The organism is Altererythrobacter chaiwopuensis (genome assembly GCF_054957755.1).
The window spans coordinates 365102-381479 of sequence record NZ_JBTXJG010000001.1 but is presented as its reverse complement, the minus strand read 5'-3'; the positions used below and the strand labels follow the sequence as shown (position 1 = coordinate 381479).

At 63.0% G+C, this 16378-nt stretch carries 17 protein-coding genes; 7 read left to right on the top strand and 10 right to left on the bottom strand.

Annotated features, from left to right (window positions below):
• Window positions 1–5 precede the first annotated feature (5 nt).
• Entirely contained in the window at window positions 6–2456 is a 2451-nt protein-coding gene (locus ACX2DJ_RS01940; protein ID WP_462572524.1) for a ligase-associated DNA damage response DEXH box helicase, read from the top strand.
• Between the two features lie 59 nt (window positions 2457–2515).
• Here ACX2DJ_RS01940 and ACX2DJ_RS01935 read toward each other — a convergent pair whose 3' ends face one another.
• The 4 genes from ACX2DJ_RS01935 to ACX2DJ_RS01920 form a co-directional block, all read right to left on the bottom strand.
• Window positions 2516–2974, bottom strand: coding sequence for an ExbD/TolR family protein (locus tag ACX2DJ_RS01935; protein WP_462570692.1), 459 nt, complete (start codon window positions 2972–2974; stop codon window positions 2516–2518).
• A 32-nt stretch (window positions 2975–3006) separates the two neighbouring features.
• Window positions 3007–3537, bottom strand: coding sequence for an ExbD/TolR family protein (locus ACX2DJ_RS01930; protein ID WP_462570691.1), 531 nt, complete (start codon window positions 3535–3537; stop codon window positions 3007–3009).
• A gap of 85 nt (window positions 3538–3622) precedes the next feature.
• Window positions 3623–4399, bottom strand: coding sequence for a MotA/TolQ/ExbB proton channel family protein (locus ACX2DJ_RS01925; RefSeq protein WP_462570690.1), 777 nt, complete (start codon window positions 4397–4399; stop codon window positions 3623–3625).
• Between the two features lie 62 nt (window positions 4400–4461).
• Window positions 4462–5112: an energy transducer TonB gene (locus tag ACX2DJ_RS01920; protein WP_462570689.1), complete on the bottom strand. Its 651-nt coding sequence runs from the start codon at window positions 5110–5112 to the stop codon at window positions 4462–4464.
• Between the two features lie 375 nt (window positions 5113–5487).
• On the opposite strand from ACX2DJ_RS01920, the gene ACX2DJ_RS01915 reads away from it, so the two are divergent.
• From ACX2DJ_RS01915 to ACX2DJ_RS01905, 3 genes are all read left to right on the top strand, one after another.
• Window positions 5488–6327 (top strand): hypothetical protein, encoded by an 840-nt coding sequence (locus tag ACX2DJ_RS01915; RefSeq protein ID WP_462570687.1) that lies wholly within the window; start codon window positions 5488–5490, stop codon window positions 6325–6327.
• Window positions 6328–6409: 82 nt separating this feature from the next.
• Window positions 6410–6829 (top strand): acyl-CoA thioesterase, encoded by a 420-nt coding sequence (locus ACX2DJ_RS01910; RefSeq protein WP_462570686.1) that lies wholly within the window; start codon window positions 6410–6412, stop codon window positions 6827–6829.
• The gene (locus tag ACX2DJ_RS01905) at window positions 6822–8147 is read left to right on the top strand and encodes a homoserine dehydrogenase (protein WP_462570685.1); all 1326 of its coding nucleotides are present in this window, start codon (window positions 6822–6824) and stop codon (window positions 8145–8147) included. Before ACX2DJ_RS01910 ends, ACX2DJ_RS01905 begins: the two co-directional genes overlap by 8 nt.
• Here the strand turns inward: ACX2DJ_RS01905 and ACX2DJ_RS01900 are convergent.
• Entirely contained in the window at window positions 8107–8769 is a 663-nt protein-coding gene (locus tag ACX2DJ_RS01900) for a hypothetical protein (RefSeq protein WP_462570683.1), read from the bottom strand. The two genes, ACX2DJ_RS01905 and ACX2DJ_RS01900, sit on opposite strands and share 41 nt — an antisense overlap.
• A gap of 55 nt (window positions 8770–8824) precedes the next feature.
• Between ACX2DJ_RS01900 and glpX the strand changes: the two genes are divergently transcribed.
• Window positions 8825–9820, top strand: coding sequence for a class II fructose-bisphosphatase (gene glpX, locus ACX2DJ_RS01895; RefSeq protein WP_462570682.1), 996 nt, complete (start codon window positions 8825–8827; stop codon window positions 9818–9820).
• Window positions 9821–9921: 101 nt separating this feature from the next.
• On the opposite strand, the gene ACX2DJ_RS01890 is transcribed toward glpX, so the two are convergent.
• A complete protein-coding gene (locus ACX2DJ_RS01890) occupies window positions 9922–10599 on the bottom strand; it encodes an EF-hand domain-containing protein (protein WP_462570680.1) in 678 nt (225 codons plus the stop codon).
• Window positions 10600–10834: 235 nt separating this feature from the next.
• On the opposite strand from ACX2DJ_RS01890, the gene ACX2DJ_RS01885 reads away from it, so the two are divergent.
• Window positions 10835–11770, top strand: coding sequence for a ribose-phosphate pyrophosphokinase (locus ACX2DJ_RS01885; protein ID WP_462570679.1), 936 nt, complete (start codon window positions 10835–10837; stop codon window positions 11768–11770).
• Here the strand turns inward: ACX2DJ_RS01885 and ACX2DJ_RS01880 are convergent.
• The gene (locus tag ACX2DJ_RS01880; RefSeq protein ID WP_462570678.1) at window positions 11767–12729 is read right to left on the bottom strand and encodes a helix-turn-helix domain-containing protein; all 963 of its coding nucleotides are present in this window, start codon (window positions 12727–12729) and stop codon (window positions 11767–11769) included. The two genes, ACX2DJ_RS01885 and ACX2DJ_RS01880, sit on opposite strands and share 4 nt — an antisense overlap.
• 294 nt (window positions 12730–13023) lie before the next feature.
• Here ACX2DJ_RS01880 and hisN point away from each other — a divergent pair, with 294 nt between their 5' ends.
• The gene (gene hisN, locus ACX2DJ_RS01875) at window positions 13024–13794 is read left to right on the top strand and encodes a histidinol-phosphatase (protein WP_462570675.1); all 771 of its coding nucleotides are present in this window, start codon (window positions 13024–13026) and stop codon (window positions 13792–13794) included.
• A 13-nt stretch (window positions 13795–13807) separates the two neighbouring features.
• Here the strand turns inward: hisN and ACX2DJ_RS01870 are convergent, their stop codons facing one another.
• From ACX2DJ_RS01870 to ACX2DJ_RS01860, 3 genes are all read right to left on the bottom strand, one after another.
• Window positions 13808–14998: an NnrS family protein gene (locus ACX2DJ_RS01870; RefSeq protein WP_462570673.1), complete on the bottom strand. Its 1191-nt coding sequence runs from the start codon at window positions 14996–14998 to the stop codon at window positions 13808–13810.
• A 22-nt stretch (window positions 14999–15020) separates the two neighbouring features.
• Window positions 15021–15485, bottom strand: coding sequence for a hypothetical protein (locus ACX2DJ_RS01865; RefSeq protein WP_462572523.1), 465 nt, complete (start codon window positions 15483–15485; stop codon window positions 15021–15023).
• Between the two features lie 158 nt (window positions 15486–15643).
• A complete protein-coding gene (locus ACX2DJ_RS01860) occupies window positions 15644–16330 on the bottom strand; it encodes a helix-turn-helix domain-containing protein (protein WP_462570672.1) in 687 nt (228 codons plus the stop codon).
• Window positions 16331–16378 lie beyond the last annotated feature (48 nt).

Sequence of the window (16378 nt, the reverse complement as noted above, 5' to 3'; positions counted from 1 at the left end):
TCCCCATGGAGATCAGCGCCTGGTTTGCCGGGCGCGGCTGGCGTGTGCGGCGCCACCAGGCGGAAATGCTGCAGGCGGCGGATCGCGGCAGGCACGCGCTGCTGGTGGCCGATACCGGCGCGGGCAAAACGCTGGCGGGTTTCCTGCCGACGCTGGCCGATTTCGCGCCGTCACGTCTGGGCAAAGCGCAGCCGCCTGAGGGTCTGCACACGCTCTATGTCTCGCCGCTAAAGGCGCTGGCGCATGACGTGCAGCGCAATTTGCTGGCCCCGGTCGAGGAGATCGCCCTGCCGGTCCGGATCGAAACCCGCAGCGGCGACACACCGCCAGACCGCAAGAAGCGCCAGCGCGCCCGCCCGCCGCATGTGCTGTTGACCACGCCCGAAAGCCTGTCGCTGCTGCTGTCCTATCCCGACAGCTTCGAAATGTTTCGCGGCCTCAAGCGCGTGGTGGTGGACGAGGTTCACGCCTTCGCCACCGGCAAACGCGGCGATCTGCTGGCGCTGGCGCTCAGCCGCTTGCAAGCGATTGCGCCTGATATGCAGCGCGCGGCGCTTTCTGCAACGGTTGCCGATCCGCAAGGGTTTCGCGCCTGGCTGGCCCCGCGGGGCGATGTGGATTCGGTTACGCTGGTCGAGGGCGAGCAAGGCGCCCCACCCAAGGTCGAGATACTGCTTCCCCGCGATGAAATCGTGCCTTGGGGCGGGCACGCCGGGCGCTGGGCTATCCCGCAGCTTTATGGCGAGATCAGGCGCAACAGGACCACGCTGGTCTTCACCAACACGCGCTTCCTGGCAGAGTTCATCTTTCAACTGCTGTGGGATGTGAACGAGGACAATCTGCCGATCGGCATCCATCATGGCTCGCTGGCGGTTGAGGCGCGCCGCAAGGTCGAAGGGGCCATGGCACGCGGCGTACTGCGCGCGCTGGTGTGCACCGCCAGCTTGGATCTGGGCGTCGACTGGGGCGATATCGACTGCGTGGTGCAGATGGGGGCGCCCAAGGGCAGTTCGCGCCTGCTCCAGCGCATCGGCCGCGCCAATCACCGGCTCGATCAAGCCAGCCGCGCGATCCTGGTGCCGGGCAACCGTTTCGAATTCCTTGAGGCAACTGCGGCCAAGGATGCGGTGGATGAGGGGCAGCGTGACGGCGAGGAGTTCCGCCCCGGCGGGCTCGACGTGCTGGCGCAGCATGTGATGGCCTGCGCCTGCGCTGGGCCGTTCCAGGAGGATGAGCTGCTGGCCGAAGTGCGCTCGACGCTGACCTATGGCTGGGTGACGCCGGAGGTTTGGCGGCGTGTGCTCGGCTTCGTTGAAAATGGCGGCTATGCCCTGCGCGCCTATGACAAGTTCAAGCGGATCGTGCGGGACAGGGGCGGCACCTGGCGTCTCACCCATCCCGAACATGCCCAGCGCCACCGCATGAATGCAGGCATCATCGTGGACAGCGAGATCCTGAGCGTGCGGTTCCGGGGAGGTGGTGGGAAAGGGGGCCGCATTCTGGGGCGGGTGGAGGAGCGCTTTGCGGCGACGCTTTCACCCGGCGACACCTTCTTCTTTGCCGGGCTGAGCCTTGAGGTCGAGCAGATCAAGGACATGGACGTGGTGGTGCGGGCGGCGAAGAAGAGCGCCACCATCCCCAGCTATGGCGGCGCGCGCATGCCGCTGACCACGCACCTATCGGAGCGCGTGCGGGCAATGCTGGTCGATCGCGCGGGCTGGGCACGCTTTCCGGATGATGTGCGCGAATGGCTGGAGATGCAGGACTGGCGCAGCCAGATGCCAGGGCCGGGCATGCTGCTGGTCGAAAGCTTCCCGCACCAGCGCAAGCATTACAGCGTTTATTACACTTTCGAAGGCTGGAACGCCAACCAGAGCCTGGGCATGCTGATCACCCGCCGGATGGAGCAGCGTGGGCTACAACCGGGCGGTTTCGTCGCCAATGATTATTCGCTGGCGGTGTGGGGGCTGAAACCTGTGCGCGATCCGGCGCCCTTGCTGTCGCCCGATATCCTTGAGCATGAGTTCGTCCAATGGGTCCAGGAATCGCACCTGCTGCGGAGGTCATTCCGCGAAGTGGCGGTGATCAGCGGGCTGGTAGAACGCCAGCATCCCGGAAAGCGCAAGAGCGGCAAGCAGGTCACCTTTTCGACCGATCTGATCTATGACGTGCTGCGCAAATACGAGCCTGATCATGTGCTGCTTGAGGCGGCCTGGGCGGATGCCCGCGCGCGGATGACCGATGTAGGAAGATTGGGCGATTTGCTTGAGCGGTCGCAGCGCGAGTTGGTGCATGTCCAGCTTGACCGGGTCAGCCCTTTGGCTGTGCCGGTGATGACCATGATCGGGCGCGAGGCAGTGCCGCAGGGTGCGGTGGACGATGAATTGCTGATCGAGGCGGAGACGCTGGCGAGCGAAGCGATGCGGGCGGACGAGCGGGATGGAGAGGCTGGCTAGCCACAAAAAAGGGGCGGATCGCTCCGCCCCTTCTTCGAATTCATATGCGGATTTGGGCCTTAATCTTGCCCGCCAGCGCCGGGGCCACCGGTGCCAAAGGTCCGATACTTCTCATTGCCGACGAAACCGAACTTGGTCACGCCAGACTGTTTGATCACCCGCAACACATTGACTGAGAGTTCATAGCTGGCCAGCGCTTCCGGTTCGAACTGAAGTTCGGGTTCGGGCTGCATTGCCAGCGTACCCTCAAGTTGGCCAACAAGCGTTCCCAGCGTGATCGGCTCGGCGTTCCAGAGAATCTCGTTGTTCTGGGTCAGAACAAGCTTGTTCTTGATCGGATCGATCGGTGGGGGCACGTTGTTTGGGTCCGGTTGCGGCAGATCGATATCGACCGAGTGTGTTGCAACCGGGATGGTGATGATGAACATGATCAGCAAAACGAGCAGAACGTCGATCAGCGGCGTCATGTTCATTTCCATCATCGGCGCGCCATCGTCTTTGCCGCCTGACATTGCCATGGATCAGTACTCCTGTGTCTCTATCGGGTCGGTCAGATGCCGGGTTCGACGGGGTTCGAAATAAAGCCCACCGTTGGATAGCCGGCGGCCTGAACGTTGTAGATCGCGCCAGCCACGCAGCGCCACGGCGCATTCACGTCGCCGCGAATATGGACCTGCGGGATCTGTTCGGGATCGGCCATCAGGGCTTCGGGGCCACCAGCGCGTTCAACAATAATCTCGAGGCGACGAAACGCCTGGTCGTAAAGATCTTCTGAACTCACCGGGGTGATGTTGTTGAAGTAGACCCGGCATTCGCCGTTTCGCGATGCGCCTTCGAAGCCGGGTTCGCCGGCACTGCGGCCCGCTGCATCGGTGGTGCTGACGGTAAGCAGCAGGTTTTCCACCTTGTCTTTCGATTCCACCGTGGTCATCACCGGTAATTCAAGCTTCTCGATCGTCTGGATCGCCACCGGAACCGCGATGAGGAAGATGATCAGAAGCACCAGCATCACGTCCACAAGCGGCGTGGTGTTGATGTCCGACATGGGGGTATCAGCCCCGCCTCCCGTCGAAATCGCCATTGCTACATCCTATCCGTAATTTTTCGCCAAGGGGTGTTGATGGCGGGGGCTGCCATATGGCGGCCCCCGTTCATCGATCAGGCGATCAGGCCTTTGGAGCCGTCTGCACGCCACCAGCGGTGGTTGCCGGCTTGGCAGGGGCCCGTGCGGGCGCCTTGGTTGCCGGCCGAACTGCGCCGCCCGAGTTCAGATTGGCCAGGATATCGGTCGAGAAAGCCGAAAGGTTCTCCGCGATCCGGCGGTTGCGGCTCTGCAGCCAGTTGTAGGCGAACACCGCAGGCACAGCCACGAACAGGCCGATCGCGGTCATGATCAGCGCTTCACCAACCGGGCCGGCCACCTTGTCGATCGATGCCGAGCCGGCAATGCCGATGTTGATGAGTGCGCGGTAGATCCCGATCACGGTGCCGAGCAGGCCGACGAAAGGTGCGGTCGCGCCGACGGTGGCGAGGAAGGGAAGGCCACCGGCCAGCTTGGCGTTGATCGCATCCTGCGAACGCTGCAGCGAGCCGTGCATCCAGTCATGCCCTTCGAGCTTGTCGGTCATCTTGCCATGCTCGTCTTCTGCCTTGAGGGCATCGTCGATGACCTGGCGCCATGCGCTGTTCTTTTCAAGCTTGGTTGCGCCTTCCTGCAGCGTGCTGGCCTGCCAGAACTTGCCCACCACGTCGCGGCGGAACTGCTTGTTGATCTTGTTTTGCTCAAACAGCTTGGTGATCAGGATATAGAACGATCCAACGCTCATGATCACCATGACGGCAAGGATAAACCAGGCGACCGGGCCGCCCTGTTCCATGGCTTCAATGAAGCCAAACTTGTTCGGAGCCACATCGGCCGCAGTAGCAAGAAGTTCGAAAGTCATTGCGAAAAGTCCTCTTAAAAATGTCCCCAAAGGGCCCCGGGCGGGGTGGTATGCGCCGCGGCCTAATTCAGTCGGTAAGTAATACGGGTGCTGTAACCGCCAGTAGTCGGGTTGCCGGCGGCATCCAGTGCAGGGTTGAAGCGCGCATAGCGCTGCATCCCAACGCAGGCCGCTTCGTCGAGAATGCTGGAACCACTCGATGCGGTAACCTGGCATTGACCAACGCGGCCATCTGGCGTCACGGTGACGCGAACACCAACCGTCCCCTGGATTTCCTCACGCAGGGCGCGGGAGGGATAGTTTTCCTGGATGCGGGCAGCCCAGCGGCGCTCGTCGCGGGTCGTCGCGCCGCGTGCCTGTGATGGCGGTGCGGGCGGTGCCGGCGGGGGCACGATCAATGCGGGCGGTGCGGGTGGCGGAATCGTCGGCCGGGTCTGAATCGGCGGCGGTGCCACGGCAATGTTGATCGGCGGCGGCGGTGCCACGGGAGGCGGCGGTGCCATTTCCTGAGGTTCCGGCGGCGGTGGTTCGTCCTCCGGTTCCTCAGGCGGCGGTTCTTCGATGTCGATCGTGGTCACACGTTCGGCAACTTTCTTCACCGCTTCGATCGCCAGGCCACTGATAAACAGGTAGCCAACTAACACATGGATTATCGCCACCAGGACGATGGCGACAATGCGATTGCCGCTTGTTTGTTGGTCAGCGTAAGCCATCCAGTCGCTTTCTCTCCATTTATTTCGCAGGGCCGGGGCCCGACAACCAGACAACCGCAAACTTGACGGTTTGCGGAGCCTCAAACTCCAACTTTCTTCCCTGACCGGGTAACGGTGCGCCGTCTACCCAGAGGCATCGCAGGCAGGCATCCGCCAAACCCGCAATCAAAACCTGGTTCAGCAAATCCCCAACTTAACCTGGCTTTCGCTTCGCGCTTTAACGGCCAAGCCAAGTTCAGGCAAACGCTTTATCGGTTAATAGGCGATTCAGGGATGATTGTCTGTTATCAGGCGGATTATAACCTTGCCTTGATAGCCCGCTTGGCGACATTTTCAAGATCACCTTCACCCGGATCGAGAGCGAAAATTAAATACATGAAATTCAACCACTTGATTATCGCTTTGCTATGCGCGCCGACTGGCGTTCCGACGCTGGCTCAGACAGAGCCTGCGGCGGCTGCCCCGCAGGCAAGCTATGCTGACATTGTAACGCTGGCAGACCAGGCGGAACTGGTTGTGCGGGCACAGATACGGCGCCAGATCGAACTTGAACCCGGGCGTTCAGCGGGAGTTGCACCGGGATTCGCCCGGCTCTTCATAGAGGCGCAGACGATCAGCCTGGTTTCAGGAGCGAGCGGCGTGGGAGAACAACTGCGCTATCTCGTTGACGTGCCGTTCGACTCTCGCGGCAAGGTGCCCAAGCTCAAGAAGCTGGAAGTGCTGCTCTTCGCGCGCACCGTGCCCGGGCGACCGGGAGAGCTGCAATTGACGGGCGAATCGGCCCAGTTCATCTATACGCCCGCGTTCGAGGCTCGCCTCAGGCCGGTACTGGCTGCGCTCGCGGCCCCCGATTCGCCGCCGGTGGTGACCGGGATAAGCGACGCGCTGTCGGTGCCGGGCAATCTGGCAGGTGAATCGGAAACGCAGATTTTCCTTGCCACCGAAAGCGGCTCGCCGGTGTCGATCACTGTGCTGCGCCGTCCGGGTCGCCCGCCCACATGGGGCGTATCCTGGGGCGAGATCATCGACCAGTCGGCGCGCCCGCCAGCGCCCGAATCGATCGAATGGTACCGGCTCGCCTGCACCCTGCCGCCGAGGCTGCCCGCCGACACCAACCTGTCGCAAGACGGAGCAGCCAAAGCGCAGGCGGCGCGCGACTATGCCCTGGTAATGGGTGCGCTGGGGCCGTGCGGCCGGACGCTGACCACAGGCTAGCTGCCCCGGGCAAGCCCAGCTAGCGCGATCCCAAGACAAAGTGTTTCCCTTGTGGCCCCTGCCCGCGCTAGGGGGCGCGGCGATGCAATATCCATTCCGCCATACATTCCGCGTGCGCTATGCCGAAGTCGACCCGCAATCGGTCGCCTTCAATTCGCGCTATCTTGAATATGCTGACGTGCTGGTGACCGAATTCTTTCGTGAACACCGCGCATGCGGCATGCCCGACGATCTCGAATTCCACGTTCGCCGGGCCGAGGTCGATTACCTCGTGCCGATCCGCAATGACGAGCTGATCGAAGGTCGCCTGACAGTCGAGAAGATCGGCAATTCCAGCATGACCATGCTGGTCGCACTGCACGGCGCCGAAGATGGTAGCCATCGTGCCGATATCCGCCTGGTGCAGGTAAGGGTCGATCTGGCGACTGGTCAGCCGCAGCGTATCGAAGACAGTGTGCGCGCCGCCTATGGCTTTACGGCCGGGAAGAAAATCGATGGTTGAGCCCCAGCATACTGAAACCTTGCGTATCGGCCTGGCCGGGCTGGGAACGGTCGGGGTGGGCGTGATCCGGCTGCTCGATACCAATCGCGATCTGCTCACGGCGCGCGCAGGCCGCCCATTGCAGGTGATCGCGGTCAGCGCACGTGACCGCGATCGCGATCGCGGGGTCGATCTGACGCCTTTTGCCTGGGAAGATGATCCGGTGGCGCTGGCGCGGCGTGATGATGTTGACGTGATTGTCGAGCTGATCGGCGGATCAGAGGGGCCCGCACTGGCGCTAGCGCAGGCAGCGCTCACCAACGGCAAGCCGGTGGTCACCGCCAACAAGGCGATGATCGCGCACCACGGGCTCGATCTCGCCAAGCTTGCCGAAGCGCGCGATACCGCGCTCAAATTCGAAGCGGCGGTGGCGGGCGGCATCCCGGTAGTGAAGGGGCTGCGCGAAGGCACATCGGCCAACCAGCTGACCAGCATCTATGGCATCCTCAACGGCACCTGCAATTACATCCTCTCGAAGATGGAAGACACCGGGGCGGATTTTGCCGAGGTACTGAGCGAGGCGCAGCGGTTGGGCTATGCCGAAGCCGATCCCACCTTCGACATCGAAGGAATCGACGCGGCGCACAAGCTGGCGATCCTCGCCGCGATCGGTTTCGGCGCGCGGCTCGATTTCGATGCTGTGCGCACCACCGGCATTACAAGAGTGAAGGCCGCCGATATCGTTCAGGCCGATGCGCTGGGCTATGTCATCCGCCTGATCGCGATGACCGATGTCGAGCCGGGTGTGGATGGTTCGCCCAGCCTGCTGCAGCGCGTTCGCCCTTGCCTGGTGCCCAAGCAGCATCCGCTTGCCAGCGTCGACGGGCCAACCAATGCGGTGGTGGCGGAAGGCAATTTCTCCGGCCGCCTGCTGTTCCAGGGCGCCGGAGCTGGCGAAGGCCCCACTGCCAGTGCGGTGGTGGCTGACCTGATCGATATCGCGCGCGACGAAGTGGGCGCGCCCTTCTCGATTCCCGTGGCCAATCTCGCGCCGATGCCGCCGGCGGAACCGGGCGAACGTACCGAGCGCACCTATCTGCGCTTCAACGTGGCAGATCGCCCCGGCGTGCTGGCAGAGATTACCGCCGCGATGCGCGATGCCGATGTCTCGATCGAAAGCCTGATCCAGAAGGGGCGCGGCGATGATGGCGGCGAAGTGCTGGTTGCGATGGTGACGCATGAAGGGCCGGAACGCTGCATCACGGCTGCGCTGGCGCTGCTCGAAGGTTCGGACAGCCTTACTGCGCCCCCTCTGGTGCTGCCGATCCTTCCCGACTGAGATCGCTTTCGCCCCCTCCTGGCTGGCGTTGCGGGAGGCCAAGCAGTTCCTCTTGCGAAGGCGGATCGCCCTGGTCGTTGCCGCGCGGGGCCATCCCGCGTGCGATCCGGTCTGCATCCGATCCGGGCGGCGCTTTGGGAAGCGCCGTCACGTCGATCATCAGCGCGGGCGGCGGCGGGCATTTCTGCAGACCGGGGATGCACAGGCCGCCTACCGTGGCCGGCCCGCGAAAGATTCCGGGGCCTGCCACATCGGGCGTTTGCAGGTCGCCCGCAAAGGCCGTCTCCTCGGCATAGCGTCGCTGCGCGGCATCGCGATCGCCGCTGTAGCGGTGCGACGCATCTTCCACGATCTCGCGGCAGACCACGATATCGCGCGAAATGGTTGCAGCCTCCCGCTCGCGCTCGCACTGCTCAATACGGCGCGGGTCGATTTCACCTTCCGGTGGCGGCACAAGGATGTCGATCACTTCATTTTGCGGGCGCGCAGGCGGTTGCTCGCTGGCAGGGCTAGCGCTGCTTTCCTGCGCGGAGATCGGCTGCGCCACAAGCGTCAGCGCTGCGCCCGCCAAAACCGAAATCACGCGATGGCACAGGATCGGCATTGCGTGATTGCTATACAAGCGCGCTTCCTTATGGCTAGGGAACGGCACACTCACCTCAGGGACTGAATTCATCATGAACAGCGATATCCTCGCCAAGAAGCAGGCCAGCGGCAACGCGCTCGACCGCGTGCTGGTGCTTGAAATGGTCCGTGTGACCGAAGCCGCTGCGGTCGCGGCGTCGCATCTGATCGGGCGCGGCGACGAAAAGGCCGCCGATGCCGCTGCGGTAGAGGCCATGCGGCGGGCCTTCGACAGCCTGTACATGGACGGCACGGTGGTGATCGGCGAAGGCGAACGCGACGAGGCGCCGATGCTCTATATCGGCGAGAAAGTGGGCGGCGCGCCGGGCAGGGGGCCGAAGATCGACATCGCGCTCGACCCGCTCGAAGGCACCACCATCACCGCCAAGGCCGGGCCCAATGCGCTGGCGGTTCTGGCGGCGGCGGAAGAGGGCAACCTGCTCAACGCGCCTGACACCTATATGGACAAGATCGCGGTGGGGCCGGGCTATCCCGAAGGCATTATCGATCTGGCCAAGAGCCCGACCGAAAATGTCAAGGCGGTGGCCGCAGCCAAGGGCGTGGAACCCGGCGAGATCATCGTCTGCGTGCTCGACCGGCCGCGCCATGCAGAGCTGATCGCGGAACTGCGCGCGCTCGGCTGCGGCGTGGTGCTGATCGGCGATGGCGACGTCGCGGGCGTGATCGCGGTGACGGACGAAGACACCACGATCGACATGTACATGGGCCAGGGCGGCGCGCCAGAGGGCGTGCTGGCCGCAGCGGCGCTGCGCTGCGTCGGCGGGCAGTTCAACGGGCGGCTGGTGTTCCGCAACGAGGACGAGAAGGCTCGCGCGCGCAAGCTCGGCATCACCGACTTTGACCGCATCTACAAGCTCGAGGATCTGGCCAAGGGCGATTGCATCTTCGCCGCGACCGGGGTCACTTCGGGCTCATTGCTCGACGGGGTCAAGCGGCTGCGCAGCGGCAAGATGACCACCCACAGCGTGGTGATGCGCGCGTCAAGCGGCACCGTTCGCTGGATCAGGGGCGAGCACCGGATTGCGTGAGCGCCGGGCCGGCCAACTTAGCCTGGTTCGCCGGTCATGCTCATCCCAAACAGGATATGGCGCTGGATCAAGACTGGAGACCGGTTCGCTCCGTATCGCGGCTAATGATCCGTTGCCAGTTGGCCCCCGGCGGGCTTGGGAATTGACCAGATACGGTATTCGTCCCGGGACACCTTACCGTCGCCGTCGGTGTCTGCCTCAGAATAGAATTGATCACGGTAATTGTCCGCAGACAACTCCACATATTCGCCGCTGATTTCGGTTTCGTTCGCTGACTTGCTTTCATAGACAACGTTACCGCCGAACTTTACGAGAACGGGCGTCTCTTTGCCCTCCAGAAATCCCGATTGATCCGCATCGAGTGTCTCGAATGGTTGCGGGGCAACCAGGACGACTTCGCCCGGTTTGGGACTCATCAGGGCGTTCGTCCCCGGCGCTGCGGAGGTTACCAGAATTGCGATAGATGTGACGGCGAGGAAGCCCATAGCAATGATTCCCAAGACAATGGTTGTGGTGGGCCGTTGTTTAATTTTCGTATCGGGCCTGCCTAGGTCCGGCAGATGGGGTCCGGTCCAGTCGTACCGTTCCTGGATGGCCAGTAGCCGAGCCGCATCGAGCGAGTTGGAGGCTCCGAGCTTGGCGCGTGCCATCTTCAGGCGTTTCTCCACCGCGTGTGGTGTTACCCCCAGCTCGAGCGCCATCTCTTTCGCCGTCTGGTGCCGCATCCATCGCCGCAAGCAGTCTTTCTCTCGCTCTGTCAGGCGACCCAGCGCCGCCATTGTTCTTTCGTCTAGGATCCGATCATCTGCGCGCATGTGGAAATGGTAGTGCAAACCCAACGCCAACCCAAGTCTGGACAATTGGTACCTTTTCGCGAACGACGCCGTGTCGGGTGCCATAGCGCACGGGCTGCGGAAGGGTCGTCTTGCCAGTTGAGAACACCCCCTCCTCTGTTGCAATTGCATGACTCTCGTCTAGGCGGGGGGCATCAGCTGCACCCGGGGATTCGCACTCATGAAGATCATGTCCGGCAATTCGAACCTTCCGCTAGCACGCGCGGTTGCCGCCTATCTCGAAATTCCGCTCACCGATGCCAGCGTGCGGCGTTTCGCGGATGAGGAAATCTTCGTCGAAATCCACGAGAATGTGCGCGGCGAAGACGTGTTCGTGATCCAGCCGACCAGCTTCCCAGCGAATGACAATCTGATGGAATTGCTGATCTGCATCGATGCGCTCAAGCGCGCCTCGGCCAAGCGGATCACTGCGGTTGTGCCCTATTTCGGCTATGCCAGGCAGGACCGCAAGCCCGGCCCGCGCACGCCGATCTCGGCCAAGTTGGTGGCGGACCTCATCACCCGCGCCGGGGCTGACCGCGTGCTGGCGGTGGATCTCCATGCCGGCCAGATCCAGGGCTTCTTCGATATCCCGACTGACAATCTCTATGCCGCACCGGTGATGGCGGCCGATATCCAGGCGCGTTATGGCGACCAGGATCTGATGGTGGTCAGCCCCGATGTCGGCGGCGTGGTGCGCGCCCGTGCGCTGGCCAAGCGGCTCGACAATGCTCCGCTGGCGATTGTCGACAAGCGGCGTGACCGGCCGGGCGAAAGCGAAGTGATGAACATCATCGGCGATGTAAAGGGGCGGCACTGCATCCTGATCGATGACATCGTCGATTCGGGCGGCACGCTATGCAATGCGGCGCAGGCGCTGCTCGATCAGGGGGCGACAAGCGTCGCGGCCTATATCACCCACGGTGTGCTGTCGGGCGGCGCGGTGGCGCGGGTCGACGGTTCGGCGCTCAAGGAACTGGTCATCACCGACACCATCCGCCCAACCGAGGCGACCGAGAAATCAGAGCGGATCCGGGTGCTCACCATCGCCCCGCTGATCGGCGAGGCCGTTCGCCGGATCGCCGATGAAAGCAGCGTCTCCAGCCTGTTCGACTAGTCCGTGCCGCTGCTGAGCCAGGGGCGCGTTTGCCCGGGACCTAGCCGGTGCAATTCCTCCAGCCGGCGGGCCTGGCGGATTTCGACATTGAGCGTCATCAGCGGGCGCGGCGCAGCGCAGAAATTGCTCGGCGTGGTGCCAAAGAAGGCCGCAAACTCGCGGATCAGGTGCGACTGGTCGAAATAGCGCAGCATCAGCTGCTCGGCCTCCGCTTCGTCGGCTACGCCGCAAAGCCGTGCCGCGAAGTCGAGCGCGCGGGCTCGGCGCAGCACCTGTTTGGGGGTAAGCCCGAAATCGCGTTTCACAATCCGCTCCAGCTGGCGCAGGCTGACGTTATGTGCCTTGGCAAACCCTGCGAGCGAAAGGTTGGGGTCGGCAAATCCGGCCAGTTCGAATGCGCTTGTCAGCGGATTGGGCGGTTCGGGATCGAGCGCGGCGATGCGCCGTCGCAAGGCAGTTTCGAGCTGGGCCAGCCATTGTTCGGGCTCGGCACCGGGCGGATACTCGCTGAACAGGTCGTGTTCGACCAGGCCCAGCGGATCGCTCCGCTCGACCCGGTCAATCAAGCTTTCGGTGTTTCGGTCCGTCAGCCGCCCGAGCGCACCCGGCCGCAGCCCCACTCCCACAGCGATGACAGAGCCCGTACAGCTGAGCGGCATAAAACCAGATTGGGGCCCGAACAGCAGCACCTCGTCGCGATAACTGCTTGTTCCTTCGCGATCGGTCGCGGTCCAGTCGCCGCGCAGCACGATCCGCGCGAAGGTGAGATCGTTGCACATGCCGCAGTGGATGACCGAGGACGGGTCGGCCTCGATCTTGGCCGCTACCAGCCTGCCGACCCATGGCCGCAGGTCATCGGCCGGTGCACGGTTGATCGACAGGGGCATGCCGCCGCGCGATACGCCCGATAATGGCTCCGATGTCTGACGCCAGCGCTCGCCATCGTTTTCATATTCCACTGAGCGCGACCCCCAAAAATTCCCGGAATGATACAACAAAAGTCGCGATCGGTCGAATTGTTCCGGGAAACATTGCCGAGACACGCGCCGGTCGGGAGGAGACGCTGTAAATTCGCGCGATCAAGTGGTTGCCGCTTGCCTGCGGCGGTGTGTGCGAACGGCGAGGCGACCTCGTCCTCGCCTCAAGCCGATTGTCTTCGCGCGCCAATCCGGTAACAGGCACCGCTGGCCCTTTCACGAAGGGGCTTTGTGCGACTGCGACTTGGTTGACATATTGCGAAGCGAGGCAAAGCGATGAATGCAGCGGATATCGAGTGCGCGCAGCGGCTGGCCGAAGCGGCCGGAAATGCCATTCGCCCGCTGTTCCGCGGTGACTGGTCGCACGAGTGCAAGGATGATGCGACCTTCGTGACCGAGGCTGACCGGTCGGCAGAGGCAGCCATGCGCGCGATTATCGAGCGCACCTTTCCCGATGACGGAATCATCGGTGAGGAATACGGGCTGCGCAACGAGGGCGCCGGGCGGCAATGGGTGCTCGATCCGATTGACGGCACCACCAGCTTCATCGCCGGGCGTCCGATCTTCGGCACGCTGATCGCGCTGATGCAGGATGGCTGGCCGGTGCTGGGCGTGATCGATCAGCCGATCCTGAAGGAACGCTGGATCGGGGTGCTCGGCGAAGGGACCACGCTCAACGGCAGGCCGGTGCGCAGCGCGCCGTGCAAGGACATTGCCGATGCGGTGCTGGCCACCACCACCCCGCACCAGTTTTCCGGCAGCGATGTCGATGCCTTCATGGGGGTCGCCAAATCGGTGGCAGAGCGCAAGATCATCTATGGCGGCGATTGCTACAATTATGCGCTGGTCGCCTCGGGCCATGTCGATTTGGTGGTCGAGGCCGGGCTCAAGCTCTATGACTATGCCGCGCTGGTGCCGGTGGTCGAGGGTGCCGGCGGGCTGATGAGCGACTGGCAGGGCAACCCGCTCGATGCAGGGTCGGACGGGCGCGTGATCGCGCTGGGCGATCCGGCGCGGCTGGAAGATTTGCTTGAGGCAATGGGGTAGGGCTGATCCCCTGTCACCCGTCCTTTCCGTCGCGCCGGGGTGAAAGGTAGATTGCGCCATTGCGCAATGCCCAGGGGAGCAGGCCCAGGGTGAACAGGAAAATGGCCACGATCAGCCAGATACCGCTTTCGACTTTGATGCCCGCGACGATACGGCTTGCCGCCGCCGCCTGAAAGGCGCCGAACGCAATCCAGGCAACAGCAGGCATTTCAAGCGGCCGCCCGGAATGCCCCTGTGTGACCCGCGTGACCATGGCGACCAGCAGGCTTGCGGCAAAGCCGATCATCAATGCGTGGTCAGCACCGCGCCCATACAGGCCGAGCGAGCCGTCCATGGCGGCAAAGGCGAACCCCAGCGGAGCCCATGCGAAGCCCCACACCAGCACCAGCAGAAGGCCTGGTGGCCTGGATCTGGGCCACCATTTCCAGCACATCAGCCCTGTTACCGCCGCGAGCCCGGCATTGGCCGCCGCCGCCAATGCTGCAAAAGGCAGCAGTTCTCCCGCAAGCCGAGTGAGCAACAGGCCCCAGAGTGCAGCCAGCAGCCAGTCTGGCCGCCAGCGCACATAGTCGGCGATCACATTGCCTGCGAAAAAGGGCACCATCCGGTGGGCAACAGTCAGGAAAATCGGCAGCAGCAGGCCGCCGATGCCAATGCGATTGGCAAGGGCAAGCAATGCCGGATCGCCCGAAGCAAGAAAACCGGTCGCCGCCGCAATCCCTGCGATCCCGAAGCAAAGCGCGCCGAGTGCGGACCATGCATGCCAGCAGCGCGGGCGCGCCGCCAAGGCATTGCGGCGCAGCACGCTGGCAAGCACCACTATGGCTACAGCCCATCCCGCAGCGAGCAGGCAAAAGCCCGCCAAAGCGAGCCAATCGAGGCCGCTCCAAAGGCCCGCCAGCGTAGTGAGAACCCCGGCGAGCAGTGCTATTCCCACAGGGCCGAACTGCTTGGGGGGCAGATCGCCCTGCCCCATCCAGCGCGGGAACACGGTCAATAAAAAGCCAAAAATGAAGGGCGCAAAACCCGCATAGATCATTGCCGGACCATGCAGCAGGGCAGGCGGAAGCTGGGTTTGCGGCGGTACCGGCCCGCCGCCATGGAGCGCATACAGCTGCACCAGCCACCACAAGGCCAGCCCGCAAAGGCCAACGGTTCCAGCGAGAAAGGGCATGCGATGCGGAGAGGCGAGAAGAATGGTCATGGGTGAATCGTCTTGGCCCTGATCAGATCAATCCATGGGCGCCCGCCATTGCGCCCAGAACGGTGACAAGTGCGAGCGCGGACAACAGCCGGTGCAGCAACACCATGCGCTGGAAATCGCGCGCAGGCGAAGGCGAGCGCGCCATCCGCCGGTGCAGAACCAGCGGCTCGGCAACGAACAGCATCATGAAGAAAACCAGCCACAGGCCAAGCATGGCGTGCATCCACCACATGTCCATTTGGGCAAAGCGGCCCCATAAATCTGCCTGCCAGGTCATCCAGAATCCGGAAGCTCCGGCCAGCAATACCCAAAACCTGGCCTGCGGCGCGAACCCGGCCTCGATCCGGTGGAATGCTTCAAGCCGACGGTCGGGCGCTTCGCTGCGCACGATGGCCGGCATCACGACAAAGGTGACGAACCAGACGCCGCCGATCCACCCCACCAGGGCGGTGACGTGAACAACACGGGCGAGGGTAAACAGATCGATCAGCATGGCGTTGTGAATGGAGATAGACGCAAAGAGATGCTTTGACCAAGATCAATTGTAAACGCCATTTACCGCTGTTTTAGAAAACATGAATCAAGCAAGCCTGGCCGCTGCGGCAACTGGTCATGCATTTGATCGGTCCTGCCCCCAAGCCAGGATCAGACCGGAATCGGGTCAGGTCGTGAAAATTCGCACAGCGCATCGCGATCTATAATCGTGATCTTGCCGCCGTTGACCCTCACGCCGTGGCTGGCCAGTGTCGAAAATGCGCGGGAGAGATTTTCGGGCGTCATGCCCAGCAAGGATGCGAGCAGACGCTTTTCTCCTTTCAAATGGATGGTTCCCGCTGCCGTCTGCTGGCTTTCCTGTTGCAGCAAGTAGTTGCCCAGCCGTTCAGCTGACTGGCGCATTTTCATGTCCGCCAACGCGCGTACCAGATCGCGATAGGCAAGGGCCAATTCGTGCATGGTGGCCTGCATCAATGCCGCGTCCTGCCGGATAACCTCCCGGATCAATGCCGCAGGGACAAGCAGGACGCGCGAGGGTTCGAGCGTGCGTGCGGTCATGAGATAGGGCAGGTCGTTGACCACTGCTGCCAGGATAAAACTGGTGACCGGCTCGACGATCCGCATGGTGGTGTCGCGCCCGCCGCTGTTGACGGAAAGCTCAACCAGGCCGTCGACTAGAACGTGCAGGAAATCGGCGCGCTGCCCAAGTTCGAACAGGACCAATTGAGGTGGAAACACCTGCAGGAACGAGCCCGAAAAGACCCGTTCACGCAAGGTGTCATCCATGTCGCGGAACAGAGGTAGCCGGGCGATCTCTGGCTTTTCGCCGCTTCTCATGAACCTTGTCACCCCTGCTGCCTGGCGAGGGATGGTAGCCGCTTGATT